This is a genomic window from Streptomyces blastmyceticus (assembly GCF_039521185.1).
Taxonomy (GTDB): domain Bacteria; phylum Actinomycetota; class Actinomycetes; order Streptomycetales; family Streptomycetaceae; genus Streptomyces; species Streptomyces blastmyceticus.
Map to the genome: position 1 here is coordinate 1 of NZ_BAAABW010000007.1, position 23,169 is coordinate 23,169.

Here is a 23,169-nt window from a genome sequence, read left to right on the forward strand (position 1 = left end):
CACAGCCAGGCGGAATAAGCCCGGCCATGCACAGCGTCCTCGCTGTGTGTGCCTACCCACCCCCGAAGGGATCGGCAGGACTTTCAAAGGAACCGCGTCCCGACCAGAAGGCCAGGGACGGGGTATTTTATAGTCTGGCGTTGACTTTTAGCACGCTGTTGAGTTCTCAAGGAACGGACGCTTCCTTTGGTCCCGTTTCCGGGCCCTCCGGGCGCTTCCCTTCGGTGTTCCACCACTCTATCAGGAGTTTTTCCGCTCCCTTACCGCTCGTTTTCCGCAGTCACAATGGACACACGGGCACACAGAGGCGGATCCAGGAAAAGGATCAAATCCGATAGGTGCCGCCCCTCGCCTTGCCAGCAGTTGACTGCGGGCCTCGGTCGTGGGCAGGGACCCGACAGTACATCCCCGCGCGGGGCGAGGCAAATCGATTACGGGGCAGTCCCCACGCGCATAGGAGGGGCCATGGGGCTCCGCCGGGTGGCCCTCACTCGTGCGGAATCCGCAGTTCCTATGACATACGCTTCTGGCCAGCGCGCCGTCCAGGACAGGCAGTGACGGCGTGTGATGAATCTTCACCCCTGGGAGGCTTCCCATGACCACCGTGACGTCCCCTCTTGCCGGACGCGCCATCGGACTCGCGGCAGTGCCCGATCCGGTCTTCTCCGGCGCGATGGTGGGACCCGGTACCGCTATTGACCCCGTGCGTGAGCCCTCGGCCGCGGTCTCGCCCGTGGACGGCGTCATCGTCTCGCTGCACCCCCACGCGTTCGTCGTCGTCGACGGCGAGGGGCACGGCGTGCTGACGCACCTCGGCATCGACACCGTCCAGCTCAACGGCGAGGGCTTCGAGCTGCTCGTCAACAAGGGCGACACGGTCACGCGCGGCCAGGAGATCGTGCGTTGGAACCCGGTCGCCGTCGAAGAGGCCGGCAAGTCGCCGATCTGCCCGGTCGTCGCGCTCGAGGCCGTGGCCGACTCGCTCGGCGACGTGCGCGAGGACGGCGACGTCAAGGCGGGCGACCCGCTGTTCAGCTGGCAGTGAGCCGGCCCCGTCCCTGAGGACAGACAGGGACGGCACGTACGACATCCACCGCGGCGGTCCGAGCCGCCGCATCAACGGAGACGGGTGAAATGGAGACAACGCTGCGAGGCGTCGGCGTGAGCCACGGTGTGGCGATCGGCGAGGTGCGGCACATGGGCACGGCGGTGCTGGAGCCGCCGGCGAAGCAGATCCCGACGGACGAGGCGCCGCGCGAACAGGGCCGCGCCCGCCAGGCCGTGGAGGCTGTGGCCGCCGACCTCATCGCGCGCGGCAACCTGGCCGGCGGCGAGGCCCAGCACGTGCTCGAGGCCCAGGCCATGATGGCGCAGGACCCGGAGCTCATGGCGGATGTCGAACGGCGCATCACCGTCGGCAGCACCGCCGAGCGCGCCGTGTACGACGCCTTCGCCGCCTACCGCGCGCTGCTCGCCAACGCGGGTGAGTACCTGGCCGGCCGGGTGGCCGACCTCGACGACGTGCGGAACCGTATCGTCGCACGCCTGCTGGGCGTGCCGATGCCGGGTGTGCCGGACAGCGACGAGCCGTACGTACTGATCGCGCGGGACCTCGCACCCGCCGACACCGCGCTGCTCGACCCGACCCTGGTGCTCGGTTTCGTGACCGAGGAGGGCGGGCCGACGAGCCACAGCGCCATCCTGGCCCGGGCGCTCGGTGTGCCCGCGGTCGTCGCCCTGCCGGGCGCCGGTGAGCTGGCCGAGGGCACGGTCGTGGCCGTGGACGGCAGCACGGGTGACATCTTCGTCGAGCCGAGCGACGAGAAGCGCGCGGAGCTGACGAAGGCCGCCGAGGCGCGCAAGGCCGCCCTGGCCGCTTCGTCCGGTCCGGGTGCGACGTCGGACGGGCACAAGGTGCCGCTGCTGGCGAACGTCGGCGGTCCGGCCGACGTGCCGGCCGCGGTCGAGGCGGGTGCGGAGGGCGTCGGCCTCTTCCGCACCGAGTTCCTCTTCCTGGACAACAGCGAGAAGGCGCCGTCCGAGGCCAAGCAGATCGAGGCGTACCGCAAGGTCCTGGAGGCCTTCCCCGAGGGCCGCGTGGTCGTGCGGGTGCTGGACGCGGGCGCGGACAAGCCGCTCGACTTCCTGACGCCGGCCGACGAGCCGAACCCGGCGCTGGGTGTGCGGGGTCTGCGGACCCTGCTGGACCACCCCGAGGTGCTGCGCACGCAGCTCACCGCGCTGGCCAAGGCCGCCGAGGGGCTGCCCGTCTACCTCGAGGTCATGGCCCCGATGGTGGCGGACCGTACGGACGCGAAGGCGTTCGCCGACGCGTGCCGCGAGGCCGGGCTGCGGGCCAAGTTCGGCGCGATGGTGGAGATTCCCTCCGCCGCGCTGCGGGCCCGCTCGATCCTGCAGGAGGTCGAGTTCCTGTCGCTGGGGACCAACGACCTGGCGCAGTACACCTTCGCCGCCGACCGTCAGGTCGGTGCGGTGTCGCGGCTCCAGGACCCGTGGCAGCCCGCGCTGCTCGACCTCGTCGCGGCTTCCGCCGAGGCCGCCAAGGCCGAGGGCAAGAGCTGTGGTGTCTGCGGTGAGGCCGCGGCCGACCCGCTGCTGGCCTGTGTACTGACCGGTCTGGGCGTGACCAGCCTGTCCATGGGCGCCGCGTCCATCCCGTATGTGCGCGCGACCCTGGCCAAGCACACGCTCGCGCAGTGCGAGCGTGCCGCTGCCGCCGCCCGTGCCACGGACACCGCCGAGGAGGCCCGCGTGGCCGCGCAGGCGGTGCTGTCCGGCGAGTGAGCCGGTGACGTGGTGACGCGTCGTTGATGTGTGAGGGGTGCCCCGCCGGTCGGCGGGGCACCTTTCGCGTTTCAGACCGTGGTGTGCCCGTCTCCTTCCGTGGGCTCGGGGAGGTGCAGTCCCGCGCGGTAGTCGACGCCTGGCTCGGGCGGCACGGGTTCGCCGGTCCGGGCGTCGGTGCAGTAGGCGGAGAAGACTTCCGCTTCGCTCAGGGGCCGCAGCCAGCCGTCGCGCAGGCTCCAGCCCCGGACCGTGTCGCGGCGGCCGGGCGCGGCGGTGCGCAGGACGACTCCGCCCGGCCGGTCCGTGGCGATGCCCGCCGCCAGGACCGTGCAGAACACGAGGGCCGCGGCCTCCCCGAGGTGCAGCTTGCCGCCGTCGCCGTGTTCCGCGTGGAGGACGGCGACGAGCGGGGTGGCGCCTTCGGCGGGGACGCTGCACACGAGGTGGTGCGTGCCGGGCCCGACCGCCTCGATGAGCTGCCGCAGGGCCTGGGTGGCCCGGGCGAAGGAGGCGCGGCCGATGTCCTCACCGCAGGACGCGCAGTCGCCGCCGCGGGTGAGCAGTGACGAGGCGTACTCCCAAGTCGCCTGCTGTTCGGCCTCGTTGACGAGCTGGGGCAGGAGTCTGCGGATCGGCTGGCCCTCGTAGGTGACTCTGGTGCCCGTGGCCGCGACTTCGGCCGTGTAGCGGGTGCGGCTGGCCGGGGTGTCGGGGTCGAGGTGGGACTCCGCGCAGAACTCCTCGTAACCGACGGGGTCGAAGAGGGCCACGCTGGTGTGTGTGCCCTGGGATGCGAGTGACCGCAGCAGCCCCTCCATCTGCCGCAGGTACGTCGCGTGGTCGTCGAACATGAAGGATCCGTATCGCCTCATGGCGGCGAAATCCTCCTCGTCTGCCAGCACGGCCACCGTGCTGGGCACTTCGCGGCGCAGTGCGCGCCGTGTTGCAAGACCTCGGTTGCCGCCGTTCCTGGTGTACGCCATGGTTCCCCCTCAGCGCGGACGATCAATGCTCACTCACAGTAACCGGTGCCACTGACAACGCCGGGGCTTCGCGCTCGCGCACCAGGCGACGCTGGGCGCAGCAGACCGCGGCGAGGGCGGCGCCGAGGCCGAGCCAGCCGGCCGGGCCCGCGGCGATCGCGCCGGTCATGGCCAGGGGGCCGGCGCTGCGCTGGACGGCCTGGGCGAGTCCGTGGACGCCGAGGTAGGCGCCTTGGGCGGTGGGCGGGGCGAGGGCCACGGACAGTTCCCAGGAGACGGTGGCGTGCAGCATCTCGGCGGCGGTGAAGGCGGTCGCGGCCAGGGTCAGAGCGGCGGTGGCGAGCCAGGGTGTGCCGGCGGTCGAGGCGGCGAGGGCGGCGCCGCTGGCGAGGAAGACGGCGGCCAGCGGGAGGAGAGTGGCGCGTGCGGCGCGTGGGGTGGAGCCGAAGCGTGCGAGGGGGACCTGGAAGCAGACCACGAGCACGTTGTTGAGGACGAGGAGGAGCGGTACGGCCTGGTGCGGCGCGCTGGTGGCGGTCACGGTCCACAGCGGGAGGCCGATCTTGAAGACGGAGTCGTCGAGGAAGAGCACGGCCTCGCTGGCGGTGTAGGCGAGGTAACGGCGGTCGCGCCAGGGGTTGGTGGTGCCCGCGGGTGCCGGTGCGGCGTCGCGCGTGGCTTCGGTTCCGGTCTCCGTGCCGAGGTTGGGGTACGTCGGTGGTTCGGCGCACCGGAGGGTGAGGAGGGCGGCGAGGACGAAGGAGAGGGCGTCGCCGACGAGCAGCCAGCGGTACACGGCGGTGGTCCCCGCGGTGAGCGCGCCCGCCGCCGCGAGGCCGCCGACGGCCCAGCCGACGTTGGAGACGGTGCGGTTGATGGCCTGTTGACGATGCTCTCCCGGCTACCGCCGGGAGATTCCCTTCGGCTACCCGTGAGTGACCGGTTGGGCTTCACGCATCCGCCTCCGCCAAGGGGCGGGACTCGGCACCGTGTGGCGCCTGCGCGTGCTGTTGGTGACCGAGCCGCCCGTCCGGCGGGCTCGGGCCTCGATCTCCACCGAGGCATTGTGATCGGCATCGTCCTCGTGGCCGCAGTGCACACATGCGAACGATCTGCCGCCCCCCTGGCGGGACGCAGGGTCAACTCTTCCACATGCCGGGTTCCCGCACGTCTGCGAAGTGTGGAACGGTGGCACCGGCCGGAGCTCGGAACCGTACAACCGGCACTTGTACTCCAGCTGACGGCGGCGTTCACCGGGGCAGTTGTCGAGAACGGACCGGTTGAGCCCGGTCTTCTGCCGGACGTTCCGGCCCTGCTGTTCCCAGGATCCTTTCGCGCTGGCGGTCATGTTGGTCACGCGCAGATCCTCAATACCGACGAAACCGTGGTTTTTGGCGAGATCGGTGGTGAGCTTGTGCGTGAAGTCCGCCCGGCGATTGGCCTCTCGGGCCTTTAGTTTCGCAAGGGCTGCGATCGTGCGGCGCAGCCGGTTGCTGTACCTTCCTCCGCTGAACTTCTTGGCGTAGGTGATCTGACGCCCCATCCGCTGCTGAAGGCACCGCAGCCGGTCCCGCTCACGCCCGGCAAGCCCCGTCGGCTTGATCCGCGGTGTGTTCTCAGTGGACACATAGGCGGATGAGGCGACGCCGAAATCGACTCCACAGCCCGGTTTGCCGTTGGGGGCGGCAGGCTTGATGCCAGTTGCAACACCGAAGGAGATGTGCCAACCAACCCCGTCTCTGGAGACTGTGGCGTTGCGGATGGCGCCACCCAAAGCGCGCGAGAGTCGGAAACGCACCCAGCCGATCTTGGGTAACCTTACCTCCGCCCAGTGTCGGTTCAGTTTGCGCACCTCAACCGCTTGTCCCGGCAAGGGCACTGCTAAGCAGTGCCCACGCTTCTTGAACGTCGGAAAGACTGCCGGATGCCGGGGATTGAAGAAGTTGTCATATGCCCGGTCCAGGTGCCGCAGCACCTGCTGACCAGCCTGCGCGGGCAGCTCAACCAGCCACGCCAGGTCGGGATCCGCACGTGCGGCCGTCAGGTACTTGCACTGCTCAACAGCCCGAAGCGTCCGGCCCCGCTGCTCATATACGTGCACCCGCTGAGCGAGAGCCACATTCCACAAAGCGCGCGTGGCATGGCCCCACCCAGTCAGACTCCGCTCCTGAGCCCGGGTGGGGTATAGCCGAAACCTGCGCCCCATGTCCGCCTTCACGCCACGTAATCTAGTGCTGATCCTTGTGGCCGCATGGCCAAAACCGCACAGCAGGCACCGTTTCCTCACTTCTGCACGCTTCGCGACGAATTACTGTCGTAACGTGTTCGTTAACGCCCACTTGCCACGTGCGAAAGCGATCCACACAACCGCCCAACGTGAGCAAGATTCAATGCGAAGAAGTGCGACGACATCGAGGCGCACGGGGCGAGCGGACCGAACGTCTGGGTGCCGGTGCGGGACGAGGCCGCGGTGGTGAACGGGCTGCGGTCGTCGGGGTGGTGGGTGGCCGCGGGGGCCCGCTTCCGGTCGGCGTCGGGAGCGGGCGTACGGATCACCGTGGCGGAGCTGTTGCCCTCGGAGGCGGGGCGGTTCGCGGCGGACTTCTCGCAGGCCCTGGGGGAACGGCAGGCGACGTACGGAGGGTGACGGTGAGGGGCGGGTGGGGGTGCCCCCACCCGCTCGCTTCACGCGCGCTCGCGGCCCAGCTTCTCGTAGAAGTGGAGTAGTTCGACGTTGTCGACGGAGCCGGGGTTGACCGCCTTCTCCAGGGGCGTGCCCTGGAGAAGGCGCTTCACGGGGACCTCTATCCGCTTGCCGGTCAGCGTGTGCGGGATGCCCGTGACCTCGATGACCTCGTCGGGGACGTGCCGCGGTGAGAGCTGTTCGCGGATGGTGTGCTTGATGCGGGCGAGCAGTGCTTCGTCCAGCGTGGCGCCGGGTGCGAGGTGGACGAAGAGCGGCATCCAATAGCCGCCGTCGGGCTGTTCGACGCCGATGACGAGGGACTCCCGGATCTCGGGGAGCCGCTCGACGGCCTCGTAGATGTCCGAGGAGCCCATCCGGACGCCCTGGCGGTTGAGGGTGGAGTCGGAGCGGCCGTGGATGACGACGCTGCCCCGCGAGGTGAGGGTGATCCAGTCGCCGTGCCGCCAGACGCCGGGGAACATCTCGAAGTAGCTGTCGCGGTAGCGGGTGCCGTCCGGGTCGTTCCAGAACCGGATCGGCATGGACGGCATGGGGGCCGCGACGATCAGCTCGCCGACCTCGTCGACGACGGGCTCGCCGTGCGCGTCCCACGCCTGGAGGTCCGTGCCCAGGCAGGCGGCCTGGAGCTCGCCGATGTGCACCGGGAGGGTGGGGACGGCGCCGGCGAAGCAGCTGCACACGTCCGTGCCGCCGCTGACGGAGGCGATCCACATGTCGGCCGCCACCGCGTCGTGGAGCCAGCGGAAGCCGTCGGGGGGCAGCGGTGAGCCCGTGGTGGCCACGCACTTGACGCGGGAGAGGTCGAAGTCGCGGCCGGGGTGGACATCGGCCTTGCGGCAGGCCATCACATAGGCGGCGGAGGTGCCGAAGAGCGTGGCCCCGGTGCGCTCGGCGACCCGCCACTGGGCCGCGGTGTCGGGATATCCGGGGCTGCCGTCGTAGAGCACGACGGTGGAGCCCACCAGGAGGCCGGAGACGAGGAAATTCCACATCATCCAGCCGGTGGAGGTGTACCAGAAGAAGCGGTCGCCGGGGCCCAGGTCGCAGTGCAGGGCGAGCTGTTTGACGTGCTCGACGAGGATGCCGCCCTGGGACTGCACGATGGCCTTGGGCAGGCCGGTGGTGCCCGACGAATAGAGCACCCACAGCGGGTGGTCGAAGGGGACCTGCTCGAAGACGGGCTCCACGCCGGCGGAGGTGAGCGCCTCCCACTCCAGCGCCCCGTCGGGGGCCGGGGTGCCCAGCAGCGGGATGTGCACCACTGCGCGCAGCGTGGGCAGCCCCGCGCGCAGCTCGGTGACCGCGTCGGCCCGGTCGTGGCGCTTGCCGCCGTAGTGATAGCCGTCGACGGTGAACAGCACGACGGGCTCGACCTGCTGGAAGCGGTCGAGGACGCTGCGGGCGCCGAAGTCGGGGGCGCAGGAGGTCCAGACACCGCCGACGGCGGCGGTGGCGAGCAGGGCGACGACGGCCTGCGGGATGTTGGGCACATAGGCGCTGACGCGGTCGCCTGGACAGACTCCGAGCCGGCGGAGCTCGGCCGCCAGGGAACCCACCTGGGCCCGCAGCTCGGCCCAGCTCACGGGGCGTGGCTCATGGGTCTCGTCGACGTGCAGCAGGGCGGGCTCGTGGGCGCGAGCGGGGTCCTCGGCGGTGCGCAGGGCGTGCTCGGCGTAGTTGAGCGTCGCGCCGGGGAACCATGTGGCGCCGGGCATGGCGGGGTCGGCGAGCACCCTCTCGTACGGGCTGGAGAAGCGCACGTCGCACCACTCGGTGACCGCCTGCCAGAAGCGCTCCAGCTCCGCCACGGACCAGCGGTGCAGGGCGGCGTAGCTCGCGGCGGGGTCGCCGGGGACGGGGGCGGGCGCGCCGTGGTGCTCGGCGGCCCAGGCGTGGAAGCGGGTGACCTGTGCCCGGGCGACGCGGTCCTCGCCGGGGCTCCAGAGGGGCTCCGGTCGGTCGGCGGGCTGCGGTGCGGTGGTCATCTGGCTGCTCCCGGCTGTGCGCTTCGTGGGCGTCGCCGCGCACGCCGTCGGGGTGCTGTGCGTGACGCGGCTGACCAGGACGATGCCATGTGATCGACTCGGGCACCAGCCCTGTGGACAACCCGCGGGCGGGCCCGCCGGGGTCCGGTGGATCCCCAGGGGGTGAACGGCTGTTGAACGGAGCACCGGCCCGGTGGTGTCGATGGCAGGCTGAGCAGCATGGATGCACGTGATCTGCGGCGGTTAGCGAATGCGGTCGGGACGGCACGGGGCCTGCGGTCCGTGCGGTGGGCGTGGCGCAGGCGGCGGGCGGACGCGGCGGGGCTGCCCCGGCGGGGCGCGGAGCGGGCACGGGTGCCGGGTGCGGTGCGGGGGGCCGAGCCGCTGCCGGGCGGCGGGGTGGTGCGGTTCGCCCGGTCGTCGCTGCGGGTGCGGGTGGCGGCGGGCGGCGCGGTGTTCTGCGGCTGGGACGGCGCGGAGCCGGAGCCGTCGTACGCCCTGGCGGGGCCGGTGCCGGAGGCGGACGAGCGCGCGGTGCTGGAGCCCGACACGGACGGCGGCTGGCGCGTGGTGTCCGAGAGGGTGCTGGTGGTGGTGGGCCGCCACGGCACGGTCGAGGTGCGGACGCCGGGCGGGGTGGTGCTGCGGCGCGACCTGCCGCCGCGCTGGTGGGAACCGGTGGATCCGGCCGCCCGGGAGGCGGTGGAGGCGCGGTGGACGCAGCGGTCGGAAGTGGCGGCGGACGCGCGGTTCTTCGGCCTGGGCGGCAGGGCGGTGGGCCCGCGGCTGCGCGACGGCGCGTACCGGCTGTGGAACACCGACCCCGGCGGCGCCTTCGAGCCGGGTGACGATCCGCTGTACATCACGATGCCCGTGCAGCTGGTGGTGGCGGACGCGGGCACGCACCTGGCCTTTCACGACAACACCTGGGACGGCCGGGTGACGTTGCGCGAGGGCGAGGAGGGCGCGGGGTCGGGGCACGACCGGCCGGGCAGCTGCGAGGTGCGGATGGACGGCGGCCCGCTGCGCTCCTGGGTGATGGTGGGCACTCCCGCGCGCGTGCTGCACACCTGGGCCACCTTGACCGGTGCCCCGGCGCTGCCGCCCGCCTGGGCGCTCGGCCCGCAGCACGCGCGCTGGGGGTTCGGCAGCGAGCGGGAGGTGCGCCGGGTGGTGACGGGGTACCGGGAACGCGGGCTGCCGCTGTCGGTGGTGCATCTGGACATCGACCACTACCAGGGGCATCGCGTGTTCACGGTGGACCGCGAGCGGTTCCCCGATCTGCCGGGGCTGGCGGCCGAGTTGCGGGGGCAGGGGGTGCGGCTGGTGTCCATCGTGGATCCGGCCGTGAAGGCCCGGCCGGGAGTCGCGGAGTACGACAGCGGCGCGGCGGCCGGCGCGTTCGTACGGGACGCGCGCGGGCGGGAGGTGCGCGGCGAGGTGTGGCCCGGTGAGTGCGTCTTTCCCGACTTCACCGATCCGGGGGTGCGCAAGTGGTGGGGCGGGCTGTACGCGGAGCGGCTGGCGCAGGGCTTCTCCGGAGTGTGGCACGACATGAACGAGCCGGTGTCGTTCGCGGCGTTCGGCGATCCCACGCTGCCGCGCTCCGCCCGGCACTCGCTGGAGGGCCGCGGCGGTGACCACCGGGCGGCGCACAATGTGTACGGGCTGACCATGGCGCGCGCCGGTTACGAGGGCCTGCGCGAACTGCGGCCGCAGGAGCGGCCGTTCCTGTTCTCCCGGTCGGGCTGGGCGGGCATGCAGCGCTACGGCGGCACCTGGTCCGGTGATGTGGCGACCGGGTGGCCGGGGCTGCGGGCGTCGCTGGCGCTGGTCCTGGGTCTGGGGCTGTGCGGGGTGCCCTACTCGGGACCGGACGTCGGCGGTTTCACGGGCCACCCGTCGCCGGAGCTGTTCCTGCGCTGGTTCCAGCTCGGCGCGTACCTGCCGTTGTTCCGTACGCACGCCGCGCACGACGCGGGCCGCCGGGAGCCGTGGGAGTTCGGGGCCGAGGTGCTGGAGCACGCGGGGGCGGCGCTGCGGGAGCGGACGCGGCTGCTCCCGTACTTCGTGACGCTCGCGCACCTGGCCCAGCGCACGGGCGCGCCGTACGTGCGGCCGGTGTGGTGGCGTTCACCGGAGGACCGTGCGCTGCGTGACTGCGAGGACGCGTTCCTGCTGGGCGACTCCCTGCTCGTGGCGCCGGTGCTGGAGCAGGGCACGGACCGGCGGGCGGTGCGGCTGCCGCGCGGGCGGTGGTACGACACGGCGACGGGACAGGCCCACGAGGGGCCGGGGCAGGTGCTGTTGGACGCTCCCCTGTCGCGCATCCCGGTGCTGGCGCGGGCGGGTTCGGTCGTGCCGGTGGCCGGGGCGGACGGTCAAGTGGAGCTGGAGGTGTGGCCGCCGGCCGCCGGGCGTACGGGCGGTGGGGTGCTCGTGCCGGACACGGGCGAGGGGTGGGCGCCACCGTCGGTCGTGCGCTTCACGACGCGGCTGCGGGACGGTGTAGTCGTGGTGGAGCGGGAGGGGGCCGAGGGGGTGGGGTATCCGGTGCGGGTGCGCGGGGCAGAGACGGGTGCGGGTGATTAGGGCGTCCTCAAGCTCCGGACGGGCCGCACGGCTCTCTTCCGTACGCCTTCGCCGTCTGCTATCTGAAACGGCATGTCGCGACTCTCCTCTGCGCTGCGCGCCCTCGCTGTTCCTGTCGCCGCCCTCGTCGCCCTGTCCTGCGTTCCCGCCGCGCACGCCCGGGCGCCGGAGCCGAGACCGCCCGCCGGATTCGTGGCGCTCTCGGACGTCGATCCGTCGGTCCTCCAGGAGATGCGGTACGTCACCGCGCACAACTTCACCGGACACCGCGTCGACGGCTACCGCCGCCCCGTGTGCCTCCTCACCCGTCCGGCGGCCGAGGCGCTGCACAGGGCGCAGCGTGCCCTGCTGCCACGGGGTTACAGCCTCAAGGTGTACGACTGCTACCGGCCGCAGCGGGCGGTCGACGACTTCGTGGCGTGGGCGAAGGATCTCGCGGACGAGCGGATGAAGGCGGAGTTCTATCCCCGGGTCGACAAGTCGCGGCTTTTTGACGACGGTTACATCGCCGCGAAGTCGGGGCACAGCAGGGGCAGCACCATGGATCTGACGCTGGTGCGGCTCCCGGCTCGGCCGACGCGCCCGTACCGCCCCGGGGAGCGCCTGGTGCCCTGTTTCACGCCGCGCGAGTGGAGGTTCCCCGACAACTCCGTCGACATGGGCACGGGCTTCGACTGTTTCGACACCCTCGCGCACACGCTGGACCCGAGGATCCGGGGTGTGCAGCGGGATCACCGGCTGTTGCTGAAGTCCACGATGGAGCGGGCCGGTTTCACCAACCTGGCGGAGGAGTGGTGGCACTACACGCTCCGTGGGGAGCCGTTTCCCGACACCTATTTCGACTTCCCCGTCCGGTGACGACGGCGCTTGACGCTCCCGTACGGCAGGTGAACACTGCCCGTTCGAGCAGTGTGGGCCAGCGCAGTCCTCCGAGGAGACGCCATGACGGGCTCGTACGTCGCCGCGATCGACCAGGGCACCACCTCCAGCCGCTGCATCGTCTTCGACCGGAACGGCACGGTCGTGGCCGTGGACCGGCGTGAGCACCGGCAGATCTTTCCCCGCCCGGGCTGGGTGGAGCACGACGCCGCCGAGATCTGGGCGAAGGTGCGCGCCGTGGTCGCGGGCGCGCTCGCCGCGGCGGGGCTGCGGGCGGACGAGCTGAGCGCGCTGGGCATCACCAACCAGCGGGAGACGACGGTTCTTTGGGACCGCTCCACGGGCAAACCGGTGCACAACGCCGTCGTCTGGCAGGACACGCGTACGGCCGCGCTCTGCCGAGACCTCGGCGGCGCGGACGGGCAGGACCGGTTCCGGGAGGCGACCGGGCTGCCGCTCGCCAGTTATTTCTCCGGGCCCAAGGTGGCGTGGCTGCTGGAGCACGTGCCGGGGCTGCGGCGGCGGGCGGAGAACGGTGAGATCGCGTTCGGGACCGTCGACTCCTGGCTGATCTGGAATCTGACGGGCGGCACGGACGGCGGGGTGCACGTCACCGATGTGACCAACGCGGGGCGCACGCTGCTGATGGACCTCGACACCCTCCAGTGGGATCCGTCGATCCTGGCCGAGATGGGCATACCGGAGGCGGTGCTGCCGGAGATCCGGTCCTCCGCCGAGGTGTACGGGACGGCGGTGGGACCGCTGGCGGGGGTGCCGGTCGCGGCGGCGCTGGGTGATCAGCAGGCGGCGGTGTTCGGGCAGACCTGCTACGGGGTGGGCGAGGCCAAAAACACGTACGGCACGGGGAGTTTCCTGCTGCTCAACACGGGTGACCGGCCCGTGCCGTCCAAGAACGGGCTGCTGACGACGGTCGGTTACCAGCTGGGCGGGGAGGCGCCCGTGTACTGCCTCGAGGGGTCGATCGCGATCACCGGCGCGCTGGTGCAGTGGTTCCGCGATCAGCTGGGCCTGATCCGCTCCGCCGACGAGATCGAGCCGCTGGCGGCGAGCGTCCGTGACAACGGCGGCGCGTACGTCGTGCCGGCCTTCTCCGGGCTGTACGCCCCGTACTGGCGCTCCGACGCCCGTGGCGTCATCACCGGGCTGACCCGCTATGTCACCAAGGCGCACCTGGCGCGGGCGGTGCTTGAGGCGACGAGCTGGCAGACCCGTGAGGTCGTGGACGCGATGTTCCAGGACTCCGGGGTGCCGATCACCTCGCTCAAGGTGGACGGCGGGATGACGGCCAACGGCCTGCTGATGCAGCACCAGGCCGATGTGCTGGGGGTGCCGGTGATCCGGCCGGTGGTCTCCGAGACGACGTGCCTGGGCGCCGCGTACGCCGCGGGGCTGGCCACCGGCGTGTGGGGCGGGCTGGACGAACTGAGGGCGCACTGGCGGCAGGACGCCGAGTGGACGCCCCGGATGGGCGTCGAGGAGCGGGAGCGCGAGTACGGGCGCTGGCGCCGGGCCGTGGAGCGCAGCTTCGGGTGGCTGGAGGAGGGTTCCTCCTAGGCGAGGGCCTGCGGGGTGTCGCGGTGTCCGGTGACGCCGGTGGCGATGGCCTGTTCGACGACAGAGACCAGGACGTGCTTGACGGACTCGCGTTCGCGGGCGTCGCACATGACGACCGGCACGCCGGGGTCGAGGTCGAGTGCGTCGCGGACGTCGCTCTCGGGGTAGCGGTCGGCGCCGTCGAAGCAGTTGACGGCGAGCGTGAAGGCGATGCCGCGGCGTTCGAAGTAGTCGACTGCGGCGAAGCAGTCGGCGAGGCGGCGGGTGTCGGCGAGGACGACGGCGCCCAGGGCGCCCTGGGCGAGTTCGTCCCACAGGAACCAGAAGCGGTCCTGGCCGGGCGTGCCGAAGAGGTAGAGGACCAGGTCGTCGCGGAGGGTGATCCGGCCGAAGTCCATGGCGACGGTGGTGGTGCGCTTGGCCTCCACCCCCGCGAGGTCGTCGACGGGGCGGCCGGCTTCCGTGAGCGTCTCCTCCGTGCGGAGAGGTCTGATCTCGCTGACCGCGCCGACCAGGGTGGTCTTGCCCACGCCGAAGCCGCCGGCCACAAGCAGCTTGAGGGCGAGCGGGACGGGTTCCGTGCGGGTGAGCGTCATGAGGGGCGGCCTCCTTCGGGGTGATCGTTTCGTACGGGACGTGGTCACGACAAGTGTTTCCCCCCGCCCGTCCCTCGCGCCTGCGGGACGCGGCCGGGGGGATGTCGAGTGCTACAGCGCGCGGAGGGCGTCGATGACGTCCCGCAGTACGGTCTCGTCGGGGAGCTCCGCCGGTGGCACCGGGCGGGCCACCCGGACGAATCCCGCGTCGACCAGGTCGCCGACGAGCACCCGCACCACGCCGACCGGCAGGTCGAGCCCCGCGGCCAGCTCCGCGACGGACTGCGGCCGCGTGCGCGAGACTTCGACGATGTCGAGGTGCTCGGGCGAGAGCGTCCGGTCCGCGAGGACGAGCGCGCCGGACGGCCCGGCCAGGGCCTCGTCGGCGATGACCACCGCGATCAGGTCGAGCTCGCTGCCGTCGGCGCTGCGGGTCCGGCCGCGGGTCATGGCGTACGGGCGCACCACCGGGCCCGCGGCGTCGTCGTACCACCGCGCCGCCCCGTCCGAACCCGTGGAGCGGTGGCCGTCGTCTCCGGTCATGCCGGCCTTCACCCGTCGGCGGCCACGCCGGTCCGCGGAGCGGTGGCCAGGTGCGCGCCCACGCGCTTGACGAGCAGCGTCATCTCGTAGGCGACCAGGCCGATGTCGGAGTCGGCGTCGGCGAGCACGGCGAGGCAGCTGCCGTCGCCCGCGGCGGTGACGAACAGGAACGCGTCGTCCAGTTCGACCATGGTCTGGCGGACCTTGCCCGCGTCGAAGTGGCGGCCCACGCCCTTGGCGAGGCTGTGGAAGCCGGAGGAGACGGCGGCGAGGTGCTCGCCGTCCTCGCGGGAGAGCCCCTTGGACTTACCGGTCGCCAGTCCGTCGCCGGAGAGCACCAGTGCCTTGCGTACGGTGCCGACGCGCTCGACCAGGTCGTCGAGCAGCCAGTTCAGGTCGCCGGTGGTCCCGTCCGTGGCGGCCGGTGTGCCGCGGGTCCCGGTGGTGCGTGTCGCGGTCTTCGGTGCGGTCATGGACCGTCCCCCTCGTGTGTGGTTCCTGGTGCCGTGTTTCTCGTCGTGCCGGTTCCATGATCCTCCCGTCCGCGCTGCCAGCCGCGCTGGAGGGCCGCCATGCGGGCCCGTACCTCCTCGGCGTCGCGCTCGTGTTCCGCAGCGGCGGCGTCCGTGGGGGCGTCCGGCGCGCGGCGGACGGGGTCGTTCCGCAGTTGTGGGGCGAGGCTGGCCTGTCGTACGCGCCGGGGCAGCCCGCCGGTCGGGGTGCGCTCCTCGTCGTCGGCCGGGCCGCCGGGCCGGCGGCGGCCTTCCACCGGGCGGCCGTGTTCGTGGGCCAGGACGGGGGGTCTGCGGCGGGGCAGCGGCTGCGGACCGTCGTCCGCCTGGTGGTGCTGTGCCTCCCCGTCGTCCGTCGCGGTGTCGAACGGGCAGAGCGGAAGCTCCGGTTCGGCTCCGCCGCCGCGCAGCGGAGCGCGGTCGGGCGCGGCGAGCGCGGAGAGCGGTGACAGGGGCGTCGTCACCCGGTCCTGGGGAATCTCCTGTCCCCCGATGTCCGCGTCCGGTGCCGCGCCCTTGCCGGCGGTGGTGAGCAGCGCGAGGGGGACGAGGACGACCGCGGTGGTGCCGCCGTACGGGGAGGGCTGGAGCGAGACCTTCACGCCGTGGCGGCGGGCGAGCCTGCTGACGACGAACAGACCGAGGCGGTCGGTGTCGGACAGCTCGAACTCGGGGGTCTCGGCGAGCCGGAGGTTGGCTTCGAGCATGAGGTCCGGGGGCATGCCGAGCCCGCGGTCGTGGATCTCGATCGTGAAGCCGTTGGGGACCCGCTCGCCCAGGACCTGGACGCCGGTGTGCGGCGGGGAGAAGACGGTGGCGTTCTCCAGGAGTTCGGCGAGGAGGTGGGTGAGGTCGCCGACGGCGGGCCCGTGCACGGCCAGCCGCGGCAGGCGCCGCACCTCGATGCGTTCGTACGCCTCGACCTCGGCGACCGCGGCCCGCACGACGTCCATCAGGGGCACCGGTCTGCGCCACTGCCGGGCGGGGGCGGCGCCGGAGAGGATGACGAGGCCCTCGGCGTGGCGGCGCATGCGGGTGGTGAGGTGGTCGAGGCGGAAGAGGTCGGCGAGTTCGTCGGTGTCCTCCGTGCGGCGCTCCATGGCGTCGAGGAGGGTCAGCTGGCGGTGCAGGAGCACCTGGCTGCGGCGGGCGAGGTTGACGAAGACCTCGGAGACGCCGCGGCGCATGTCGGCCTGTTTGACGGCGGCTTCGACCGCGGCGCGCTGGAGGGTGTTCAGGGCCTGGCCGACCTGGCCGAGTTCGTCGGTGCCGAAGTCGCGGCGGGGCGCCTCGGCCTCCACGTCGACGTGTTCGCCCGCGGCGAGGCGGCGCATCACGCCGGGCAGCCGTACGCCCGAGGCCTCGTGTGCCTCCTTGCGCAGGTCGCGCAGGTCCCGGACCAGGCCGCGGCCGACCTTGAGGGAGACGACGAGCGAGCAGACGAGGGCGGCGAGGCCGAGGATGCCGGCGGCCGCGGCCTTGACGAGGACGCCGAAGGCGACGGGCCGGACGCGGTCCGTGTAGCGGTCGATGGCGTCGGTGCCCATCCGGCCGAGCTCGTCGAGGACTGTTCCGGCGGTGGCGTTCCAGCGCTGGGGGTCGACGGTGTGCGGGGCGCGGTCCGCGCCCGCGAGGACGATGGCGTCCTCGGTGGAGCGCAGGGTCTCGGCGGTGCTGCCGCGCCAGTAGTCCTCGTAGGTCTTCTGCTCCCCGGCGGGCAGCACCGGGAGGCTGGCGCCGTAGAGGACCCGGCGTTCGGCGACGCGGTCGGAGAAGGCGCGCAGGTCCTGGCGGCTCATGGTGCCCGCGGTGAGCGCGGAGGCGAGCAGGGCGTCCTCGCGGGAGAGCGCCTCGCGGGCGCGGGCGATGCCGACGAGGGCGCGGCCCTGCTTGTCCATCTCCGCGTCCTGGAGGGCGCTGAGGGTGCCGAGGAAGACGTAGTAGGGCTCGACGAGTTCGTTGTACGCCTGGAACGCGCCGTGGCGGCTGATGGTGGCGTCCTCGGCCTTGTGGCGCAGGCCGTCGAGGTCGCCGAGGCTCTTCTCGATGGCGGTGAAGCGGGCCGCGGCCTGGGAGCTCATGCCGTCGCGGAGGTCGCCGTCGGCGCCGGAGCGGAAGACGGCGACGGCCTTGTCGGTGGTGCGCTGCCGCTCGCGCAGGTCGGCGAGGGCGTCGGAGCGGCGGGTGTCGGCGAGGTAGACGAGGGTCTGGCGGCGCTCCTTCTGCAAGGCGTGGACCAGATCCTCGGCGGGGTAGCCGACCTTGCGCATGACGTCGGCGACGGTGAGCAGCTGGGCGGCCTCGCTGCCGGTGATCACGGTGGCGAAGACCCACAGGGCGGTCAGCGACACCAGTGGCACGAGCAGCAGCGCCACGATCTTCCGGCGGATCGACTTCCCGCGAAAGCGCATGGCCTCCCCAACGTCAACCCCGGCGCCCGGGGGTGGTGTTCCGACAACAATGCGGCGTGAGCCTACTACTGCGTGGTACGGGACTCGAAGGCCAGTGCGGTGGCCGGACTCCGGCGGTGGCGGCCATGGGTCCCCTGTTGTCCGGTGATTCCAGGACTTTTCGGTCTGGCCGGATTCCCCTCCCCCACGGGAACCTTTGGGCAACGTCATTCGCTCTTCATGCAGGGAACCGATGACGGGACGGGGGACGGGCAGGGCGGCGCGATGCCCGACACCCATCCCTTTGCTCCTGTTTGGCGCCCGTTGTGAGCGTCTTTTGGCAGCGGCCCCACGGGGGCGGCCACTGGGGGAGGTGAGCGGTCATGGACCGGAATCGCGACATCCCGTCGCACCGGAGCCGCCCGCTGTGGGTCGAGGAGCCGGCGCGCCGGCCGCGGATGCCGGATCCGGTCCGCACGGCGGCGGTGCGCGCGGGCCTCGTCGTCGCGGTGACGCTGGTGGAGTCGATGGTCGCGGCGCTGTTCGCGCTGGCGGGTTCGTGGCTCGCGCTGCCCGCGCTGCTGTGCGTCCTGGCGAGCGTGGTGGCGGCGACCTGGGCGGTGCTGGATGTGTGGGTGACGCGGCAGGTGTGGCGGCAGCGCCATGGTGTGGTCTCGGTGCCCAGCAGTTCGGCCCGCCCGATACGCAGGGCCCGTCGCCCGCGCTTCCCCTGATCGTCACGGGCACGTCCGGCAGTTGAGGAGGGGCGCGCTCACTTCCCCCGTCGCGCCCCCTCCCCGTGACCGAGTCCGCTCACGCCCCCGCGGGCACCGGTTCCTCCTCCGCCGGGCGGCGGTACATGCGCGTTGCCGTGATCTGGCCGTGGACCTTCTCCTCGTCCGGGTCCTGCTGCTGCGGCAGGCCGGGGCGCAGGTGCTCCTCCACGCTGATGTACTTCAGGCCCGCCCGCAGGTCCGCGTCGTTGCGCAGGCGGATGACGAGGGGGAACTCCGCCAGGGCCGTCGTGTCGAACAGGCCGGTGGTGTAGAGCAGCTGGACGCCGAGCGCGTCGGCGACCGCCCGCTGGAGCTCCAGCAGATAGGTGGCGTTGGCGCGGCCGATCGGGTTGTCCAGGAACAGCGTGCCCGCGTGCCGCTGCTTGTCGCGGCCGCGGTCGTTGCTGCGCAGCGCCGCCATGGTGCAGTACAGCGCGATGGCCGCGGTCAGCAGCTGTCCGCCGGAGAACACGTCGCCCATCTGCCCCACCGAGACCCGCTCGGCGCGCAGCACGGCGTCCGGCTTGAGGATCTCGACGGCGACGCCGCGCGGTTGCAGCGCCGCCGCGACACCGCGCAGCAGCAGGGACATCCCGTCGCGCCGGAGGTCGGAGTTCTTCCTGACCGCGGAGCGGGTCGCCTCGTCGATGACCTCGCCGAGGCGTTCGGTGAGCGTGGACTGGTCGGGGTCGTCGAAGCGGATGCGCAGGAACTCCTGGCCGGACCACTCCCCCAGCCCCTCGGGCAGCCGGGAGAGCCGCTGGGCGGAGCGCAGGGTGGTGAGCGAGGACTCGACGAGCCCGCGCAGCCGGTCGACGATGCTGTCGCGGTTGCGCTCCAGCTGCTCCAGCTCGTCGGTCAGCACCCGCAGCCGGGGCGCGAACGCCTCGGCCCACGCGGACGCGTGCTCCGGCAGGGCGGCGGCGGGCAGCTCGCGGATCTGCTGGCGGGCGGGGGTGCGCACCTGCTCGTAGCGGGTGGAGTTGGCGTGGCGCACGAGGATGTCGCTCGCCTCGCGGACCGCCGCCTCGGCGGCCGAGAGCTCCCCGGCGCAGCCGCGCAGGGAGCGGCGGGCCTCCCCGGCGGCCTGCCGGGCCTCCTCCAGGGAGCCCGCGTACGGCTCGGGCTCCTCGGCGTCCTCCTCGGGGGTGTTGTCGCGCAGCAGGTCGCGCAGGAGGGCCGCGGTGTCGTCGAAGCCGGAGGCGGCGTCCTCGGCGGCGCGGTGGGCGCGCAGCAGGTCGCCGTGCGCCCTGCGGGCGCTCTCCAGGGCGTCGGTGCGGGCGGCCAGTTCGGCGGTGGCGGTGCGCAGCAGTTCCTTGGCCCGGTCGGCGTCGGCGGGCACCAGCTCCTCGGGGAGCTCGGTGTGCGCGTCGCCGTCGGCGGGGGCCAGGCGCTCGGCCTCGCCGCGGAGGCGGCCGAGCTGCTCGCTGGCGGTGGAGGCGCGGGTCTCCAGCATCTGGACGAGCTGTTCCGCGCGGGCCGCCGCGGCCTGGCGGGACGGGCCGTCGGCGCCGTCGGTGCCCTCCAGGAGCTGGGCGGCGCGGGTGCGGACCTTGTTGGTGAGGCGGTCGAGCTCGGCGCGGGCGGCGCTCTCGTCGCTCTCGGCGCGGGCCTGTTCGGCGCGCAGGTCGGCGCCGACGCCGACCTTCTCGTAGAGCTGCGAGGCGGCGCGGTAGGCCTCGCGCAGGGCGGGCAGGGAGGCGGTGGGCGGCTCCGTGGTCGCCGAGACGTCGTCGGGGGCGCCCGCGATCTCCGCGCGCTCGGCGCGCAGCGCCCGGGCGGTGCGGCGCGCGTCGTCGGCCGCGCGCTGGGCGGCGCGGCGGTCCTCGTCGGCGGCGCGGGCCCGGTCCACGTACGCGGCGGCGCGCTCCTCGGACTCGGCGGCCTCCTCGGCCAGTTCGCGCAGGCGCGTCTGCCAGGAGGCGCGCTCGCGGAGCCGGTAGGCGAGCCCGGCCAGGGCGTCGGCGACGCGCCGGGCGCGGGCGGCGACCTCCTGGCGCTCGTCGCGCACCCGGGCCGCCTCGGCGGCACTCTCCTCGGCCTCGGCGCGGGCCGTGCGCAGCTCGGCCAGCTCCTCCTGGGCGGTGTCGGCGACCGTACGGGCCCGCTCGGCCTCGGCGGCCAGCTCGGCGAGCCGGCCGGCCGGGCAGCCCGCGCGCCACGACGTCAGCCGGGCGGCGAGCGTGCGGTCCCCGGTGAGGCGTGCCGCTATGGCGCGGATCTCCTCGTCGCGGGCCGTGGCGCGGGCGCGCAGCGCGTGGCGCTCGTCGTCGGCGGCGCGCTCGTCGTGCATGGCGGGGTTCGGCGGCACGAGAAAGACACCGGAGGCGCCGAGGTCCTGGGCGTCCTGCACGGGCGGCGGGGCGAGCAGGGCAGCGGCGGTGCCGACGGCGACGGCGGAGCGCGGCAACAGCGAGGCGGCGCCGAGGACTTCGCGGGCGCGGGCGTGCGAGTCGGCGTCGGTGATGACGACGCCGTCGACGAGCTCGGGGCGGGCCGCGAGCACGGCGGCGTGGTCGGCCGGGTCGACGGCCTGGGCGAGGTAGCGCCAGCCGGGCAGGGCGGGGATGCCGTGCTCGCCCAGATACTCCACGGTGGCCAGCACGTCGGGGCTGGGGGGCAGCAGGCCGCCGTCGCCGAGCGCGCCGAGGATCCGCGCGTCGTCGGCGGCGGCGGTGCGCAGGTCGAACATCTGCCGCTCGGAGGTGGCGACGCTCTCGTCGAGCAGCTCGCGCAGCGCGTCGGCGTTGCGGTCGACCTCCTCGGCGGTGAGGGGGCCGGTCGCCTGGCGGCGGGAGCCGTCGTACGCCGCGGCCGTCCCGCCGTCGGGGCCGCTGCCCTCGGCGGAGCGGCGCGGGGCGGGCGGGCGCTCGCCGGTGCCCGCGGCGCCGCCGCCCTCCTGTCCGGGGGCGGTGCCGCGCTGGCCCGGCACCTGGCCGGAGGCCATCGGCTCGGGCAGGCCCAGCAGTTCGATCAGCCGTCGCTCGGCGCCGAGGGATTCGGCGGCGCGCCGCTCGGCGTCGTACGCCGATCCCGCGGCGGTGGCGGCGTCGGCGGCGCGGGCCGCGGACAGCTCCGTACGGGCCAGGGCGGCGGCCGCCTCCTTGGCCCGCTCGGCGGACTGGCGGGCGGTCTCCCGGGCGGCCTCGTAGGCGGCGACGGCCGGCTTCTCGGCGTCGCTGGCGGCGAGCGCGGCGCGGGCGGGGTCGGCGTCGGGGGCGCTGTCGTCGAGCCAGCCGGCGCGGACGGCCTCGGCGGTCTCCTGCTCGACCTCCGCGAGCCGCTGGCGCAGGTGGCCGGTCTCGCTGCGGGCGCGCTGCGCCTCGGTGGCGGCGGCGGTGGCGTCGCGGTGGGCGGCCTCGCCGGCCTCCTGGAGGGCGGCGGAGCGCTCCTCCTCCTCGTTGGCGACGCGCTCGCCCTCCTCGGCGGCGCCGTTGAGGGCGCGCACGAGCTCGGTGGCGGCCTGGGCGCGGGCGGCCAGGGCGGGGGCGGCGTCGCGCTCGGCCTCGCGGATGGCGGCGGCCACGCGCGCGGAGCGGTCGGAGGCGGCGCGGTGGCGCAGGACGGTCTCGGCGGCCTGCCACGCGGAGTGCAGCGTACGGGCGTCGTTGAGCTCGCGGCGCTGGGCGGCGGCGGCCTTCTCGGCCGCGGCGAGCGCCAAGGAGGCGTGCCGGTAGGCGATTTCGGCGGCGACCAGGGAGCGGCGGCCGCGCTCGGTCTCGGCGTCGGTGACGGCGTGCGCGGCGGCGGCGACCTGCTCGGCCAGTTCGGCGGTGCGGCCGCGCTCCTCGGCGCCGCGCGCGGACAGCCTGCGGGCGAGGGCGCGGGTGCGGCGCTCGGCGCCGGCGTGCACACCGCGCGCCTGGTCGCGCTTGACGGCGGAGTCGGCGATGCGGGAGAGCAGGTCGAGGGAGCCCGCGGTGAAGTCGCGCTCGGCGGTCAGCTCGGCCCGGCGGCCCAGCTTGTGGGCGAAGCCGTGCACGAGGTCGGCGAGGCCGTCGGTGTCCCGGGTGTCGGTGACGGCGCGCAGGAGGAGGTCGGTGAAGTCGGAGTCGTTCTTCACGGCGAAGAGGCCGGCGGCCTCGCCCTCGTCGGCGTTCATCTCGCGCTGGTAGCGGAAGAGTTCGGGGTCGAGGCCCAGCTCGCCGAGGTGTTCGTTCCAGCGCTCGTGGATCTCCTCCCAGATCACGTCCAGGTTCGGGTAGGCCTTGCCGGCCTCGGTGAGGGCGTCGCGGAAGCCCTTCATCGTGCGGCGGCGGCCGCGGGCACCGGAGGCGCCGTCGGCGGCGCGCAGGGCGGTGGACTCGGCGACGGGCAGCGAGTCGAGGCTGAGCCCGGGGCCGGGGCGGAACGAATACCACGCCTCGGCGAACTTCCGCGGGTCGTTGGAGACCTGGCGGCCGCGCCACTCGCTGACCTTGCCGACGACGACGGACTCGCCGGTGAGGACGTGCTGCCACTCCAGGGCGACGTGCCCGCAGTCGTCGGCGAGGAGGAACTTGCGCAGCACGCCGGAGCTGGCGCCGCCCAGGGTGTTGCGGTGGCCGGGCAGCATGACCGAGAAGATCAGCTTGAGCAGGACGGACTTGCCGCCGCCGTTCTCCAGGAAGAGCACGCCCGCGGGCGCGGGGCGGCGGGGCGGGCCGGTGGGCTCGTCCTCGAAGAAGTCCGCCTGCGCGGGCGCGGGGTCGGGCACCTGGGCACCGACCCCCCGCAGGTCCAGCACGGTGTCGGCGTAACGCGCACCGGCGGGCCCGATGGAGTAGAGGCGGACCCGGGACAGCTCGTACATGGCGGACTCTCGTTGTCGTGACGGGCGGTGG

Annotated in this window: 15 protein-coding genes and 1 pseudogene; 8 read left to right on the plus strand and 8 right to left on the minus strand. The window is 73.3% G+C overall.

Features of this window, described 5'->3' with window-relative positions; genetic code table 11:
- Nucleotides 1-595 precede the first annotated feature (595 nt).
- Together ABD269_RS05990 and ptsP are read left to right on the plus strand one after the other, a co-directional pair.
- On the plus strand, nucleotides 596-1,045 hold the full coding sequence (locus tag ABD269_RS05990; RefSeq protein WP_301889283.1) for a PTS sugar transporter subunit IIA: 450 nt from the start codon (nucleotides 596-598) through the stop codon (nucleotides 1,043-1,045).
- An 89-nt stretch (nucleotides 1,046-1,134) separates the two neighbouring features.
- Nucleotides 1,135-2,805, plus strand: coding sequence for a phosphoenolpyruvate--protein phosphotransferase (ptsP, locus tag ABD269_RS05995; RefSeq protein ID WP_344116766.1), 1,671 nt, complete (start codon nucleotides 1,135-1,137; stop codon nucleotides 2,803-2,805).
- Between the two features lie 71 nt (nucleotides 2,806-2,876).
- Here the strand turns inward: ptsP and ABD269_RS06000 are convergent, their stop codons facing one another.
- Entirely contained in the window at nucleotides 2,877-3,791 is a 915-nt protein-coding gene (locus tag ABD269_RS06000) for a hypothetical protein (protein ID WP_344116768.1), read from the minus strand.
- Between the two features lie 394 nt (nucleotides 3,792-4,185).
- Here ABD269_RS06000 and ABD269_RS35310 point away from each other — a divergent pair.
- Nucleotides 4,186-4,308, plus strand: a pseudogene (locus ABD269_RS35310) (TetR/AcrR family transcriptional regulator); the annotation flags it as partial.
- Between the two features lie 408 nt (nucleotides 4,309-4,716).
- On the opposite strand, the gene ABD269_RS06010 reads toward ABD269_RS35310, so the two are convergent.
- Nucleotides 4,717-5,997, minus strand: coding sequence for an RNA-guided endonuclease InsQ/TnpB family protein (locus tag ABD269_RS06010; RefSeq protein ID WP_344116858.1), 1,281 nt, complete (start codon nucleotides 5,995-5,997; stop codon nucleotides 4,717-4,719).
- 240 nt (nucleotides 5,998-6,237) lie between these two features.
- Between ABD269_RS06010 and ABD269_RS06015 the strand changes: the two genes are divergently transcribed.
- Nucleotides 6,238-6,438 (plus strand): hypothetical protein, encoded by a 201-nt coding sequence (locus tag ABD269_RS06015; protein WP_344116772.1) that lies wholly within the window; start codon nucleotides 6,238-6,240, stop codon nucleotides 6,436-6,438.
- A 38-nt stretch (nucleotides 6,439-6,476) separates the two neighbouring features.
- On the opposite strand, the gene ABD269_RS06020 is transcribed toward ABD269_RS06015, so the two are convergent.
- On the minus strand, nucleotides 6,477-8,483 hold the full coding sequence (locus ABD269_RS06020; protein WP_344116774.1) for an acetoacetate--CoA ligase: 2,007 nt from the start codon (nucleotides 8,481-8,483) through the stop codon (nucleotides 6,477-6,479).
- Nucleotides 8,484-8,702: 219 nt separating this feature from the next.
- Here ABD269_RS06020 and ABD269_RS06025 point away from each other — a divergent pair, with 219 nt between their 5' ends.
- The 3 genes from ABD269_RS06025 (at nucleotide 8,703) to glpK (ending at nucleotide 13,529) form a co-directional block, all read left to right on the plus strand.
- Entirely contained in the window at nucleotides 8,703-11,075 is a 2,373-nt protein-coding gene (locus ABD269_RS06025) for a glycoside hydrolase family 31 protein (protein WP_344116777.1), read from the plus strand.
- Between the two features lie 72 nt (nucleotides 11,076-11,147).
- Nucleotides 11,148-11,933, plus strand: a complete 786-nt coding sequence (locus tag ABD269_RS06030) for a M15 family metallopeptidase (protein ID WP_344116779.1) — start codon at nucleotides 11,148-11,150, stop codon at nucleotides 11,931-11,933.
- An 84-nt stretch (nucleotides 11,934-12,017) separates the two neighbouring features.
- The gene (glpK, locus tag ABD269_RS06035) at nucleotides 12,018-13,529 is read left to right on the plus strand and encodes a glycerol kinase GlpK (RefSeq protein ID WP_344116781.1); all 1,512 of its coding nucleotides are present in this window, start codon (nucleotides 12,018-12,020) and stop codon (nucleotides 13,527-13,529) included.
- Here glpK and ABD269_RS06040 read toward each other — a convergent pair.
- The 4 genes from ABD269_RS06040 to ABD269_RS06055 all read right to left on the minus strand — a co-directional run bounded on the left by ABD269_RS06040 (nucleotide 13,526) and on the right by ABD269_RS06055 (nucleotide 17,591).
- Entirely contained in the window at nucleotides 13,526-14,125 is a 600-nt protein-coding gene (locus ABD269_RS06040; RefSeq protein WP_344116783.1) for a GTP-binding protein, read from the minus strand. The two genes, glpK and ABD269_RS06040, sit on opposite strands and share 4 nt — an antisense overlap.
- A gap of 111 nt (nucleotides 14,126-14,236) precedes the next feature.
- The gene (locus ABD269_RS06045; RefSeq protein WP_344116785.1) at nucleotides 14,237-14,668 is read right to left on the minus strand and encodes a DUF742 domain-containing protein; all 432 of its coding nucleotides are present in this window, start codon (nucleotides 14,666-14,668) and stop codon (nucleotides 14,237-14,239) included.
- A gap of 8 nt (nucleotides 14,669-14,676) precedes the next feature.
- Nucleotides 14,677-15,141: a roadblock/LC7 domain-containing protein gene (locus ABD269_RS06050; protein WP_301889265.1), complete on the minus strand. Its 465-nt coding sequence runs from the start codon at nucleotides 15,139-15,141 to the stop codon at nucleotides 14,677-14,679.
- Nucleotides 15,138-17,591 carry a sensor histidine kinase gene (locus tag ABD269_RS06055; protein ID WP_344116787.1) on the minus strand — a complete coding sequence of 818 codons (2,454 nt, stop codon included), beginning with the start codon at nucleotides 17,589-17,591 and terminating at the stop codon, nucleotides 15,138-15,140. Before ABD269_RS06055 ends, ABD269_RS06050 begins: the two co-directional genes overlap by 4 nt.
- A gap of 362 nt (nucleotides 17,592-17,953) precedes the next feature.
- On the opposite strand from ABD269_RS06055, the gene ABD269_RS06060 reads away from it, so the two are divergent.
- Complete coding sequence (locus ABD269_RS06060) at nucleotides 17,954-18,304, plus strand: hypothetical protein (protein WP_344116789.1); 351 nt, start codon at nucleotides 17,954-17,956, stop codon at nucleotides 18,302-18,304.
- A 79-nt stretch (nucleotides 18,305-18,383) separates the two neighbouring features.
- Here ABD269_RS06060 and ABD269_RS06065 read toward each other — a convergent pair whose 3' ends face one another.
- Complete coding sequence (locus tag ABD269_RS06065; RefSeq protein WP_344116791.1) at nucleotides 18,384-23,138, minus strand: coiled-coil domain-containing protein; 4,755 nt, start codon at nucleotides 23,136-23,138, stop codon at nucleotides 18,384-18,386.
- Between the last annotated feature and the right edge of the window lie 31 nt (nucleotides 23,139-23,169).

What these genes read in the sequence shown, in the direction of transcription:
- ptsP (WP_344116766.1), top strand. Translation starts at nt 1,135, where the DNA reads ATGGAGACAACGCTGCGAGGCGTCGGCGTGAGCCACGGTGTGGCGATC.
- ABD269_RS06040 (WP_344116783.1), bottom strand. Translation starts at nt 14,125, where the DNA reads ATGACGCTCACCCGCACGGAACCCGTCCCGCTCGCCCTCAAGCTGCTT.
- ABD269_RS06020 (WP_344116774.1), bottom strand. Translation starts at nt 8,483, where the DNA reads ATGACCACCGCACCGCAGCCCGCCGACCGACCGGAGCCCCTCTGGAGC.
- ABD269_RS06010 (WP_344116858.1), bottom strand. Translation starts at nt 5,997, where the DNA reads ATGGGGCGCAGGTTTCGGCTATACCCCACCCGGGCTCAGGAGCGGAGT.
- ABD269_RS05990 (WP_301889283.1), top strand. Translation starts at nt 596, where the DNA reads ATGACCACCGTGACGTCCCCTCTTGCCGGACGCGCCATCGGACTCGCG.
- ABD269_RS06060 (WP_344116789.1), top strand. Translation starts at nt 17,954, where the DNA reads ATGGACCGGAATCGCGACATCCCGTCGCACCGGAGCCGCCCGCTGTGG.
- ABD269_RS06000 (WP_344116768.1), bottom strand. Translation starts at nt 3,791, where the DNA reads ATGGCGTACACCAGGAACGGCGGCAACCGAGGTCTTGCAACACGGCGC.
- ABD269_RS06045 (WP_344116785.1), bottom strand. Translation starts at nt 14,668, where the DNA reads ATGACCGGAGACGACGGCCACCGCTCCACGGGTTCGGACGGGGCGGCG.
- glpK (WP_344116781.1), top strand. Translation starts at nt 12,018, where the DNA reads ATGACGGGCTCGTACGTCGCCGCGATCGACCAGGGCACCACCTCCAGC.
- ABD269_RS06050 (WP_301889265.1), bottom strand. Translation starts at nt 15,141, where the DNA reads ATGACCGCACCGAAGACCGCGACACGCACCACCGGGACCCGCGGCACA.
- ABD269_RS06055 (WP_344116787.1), bottom strand. Translation starts at nt 17,591, where the DNA reads ATGCGCTTTCGCGGGAAGTCGATCCGCCGGAAGATCGTGGCGCTGCTG.
- ABD269_RS06025 (WP_344116777.1), top strand. Translation starts at nt 8,703, where the DNA reads ATGGATGCACGTGATCTGCGGCGGTTAGCGAATGCGGTCGGGACGGCA.
- ABD269_RS06030 (WP_344116779.1), top strand. Translation starts at nt 11,148, where the DNA reads ATGTCGCGACTCTCCTCTGCGCTGCGCGCCCTCGCTGTTCCTGTCGCC.
- ABD269_RS06065 (WP_344116791.1), bottom strand. Translation starts at nt 23,138, where the DNA reads ATGTACGAGCTGTCCCGGGTCCGCCTCTACTCCATCGGGCCCGCCGGT.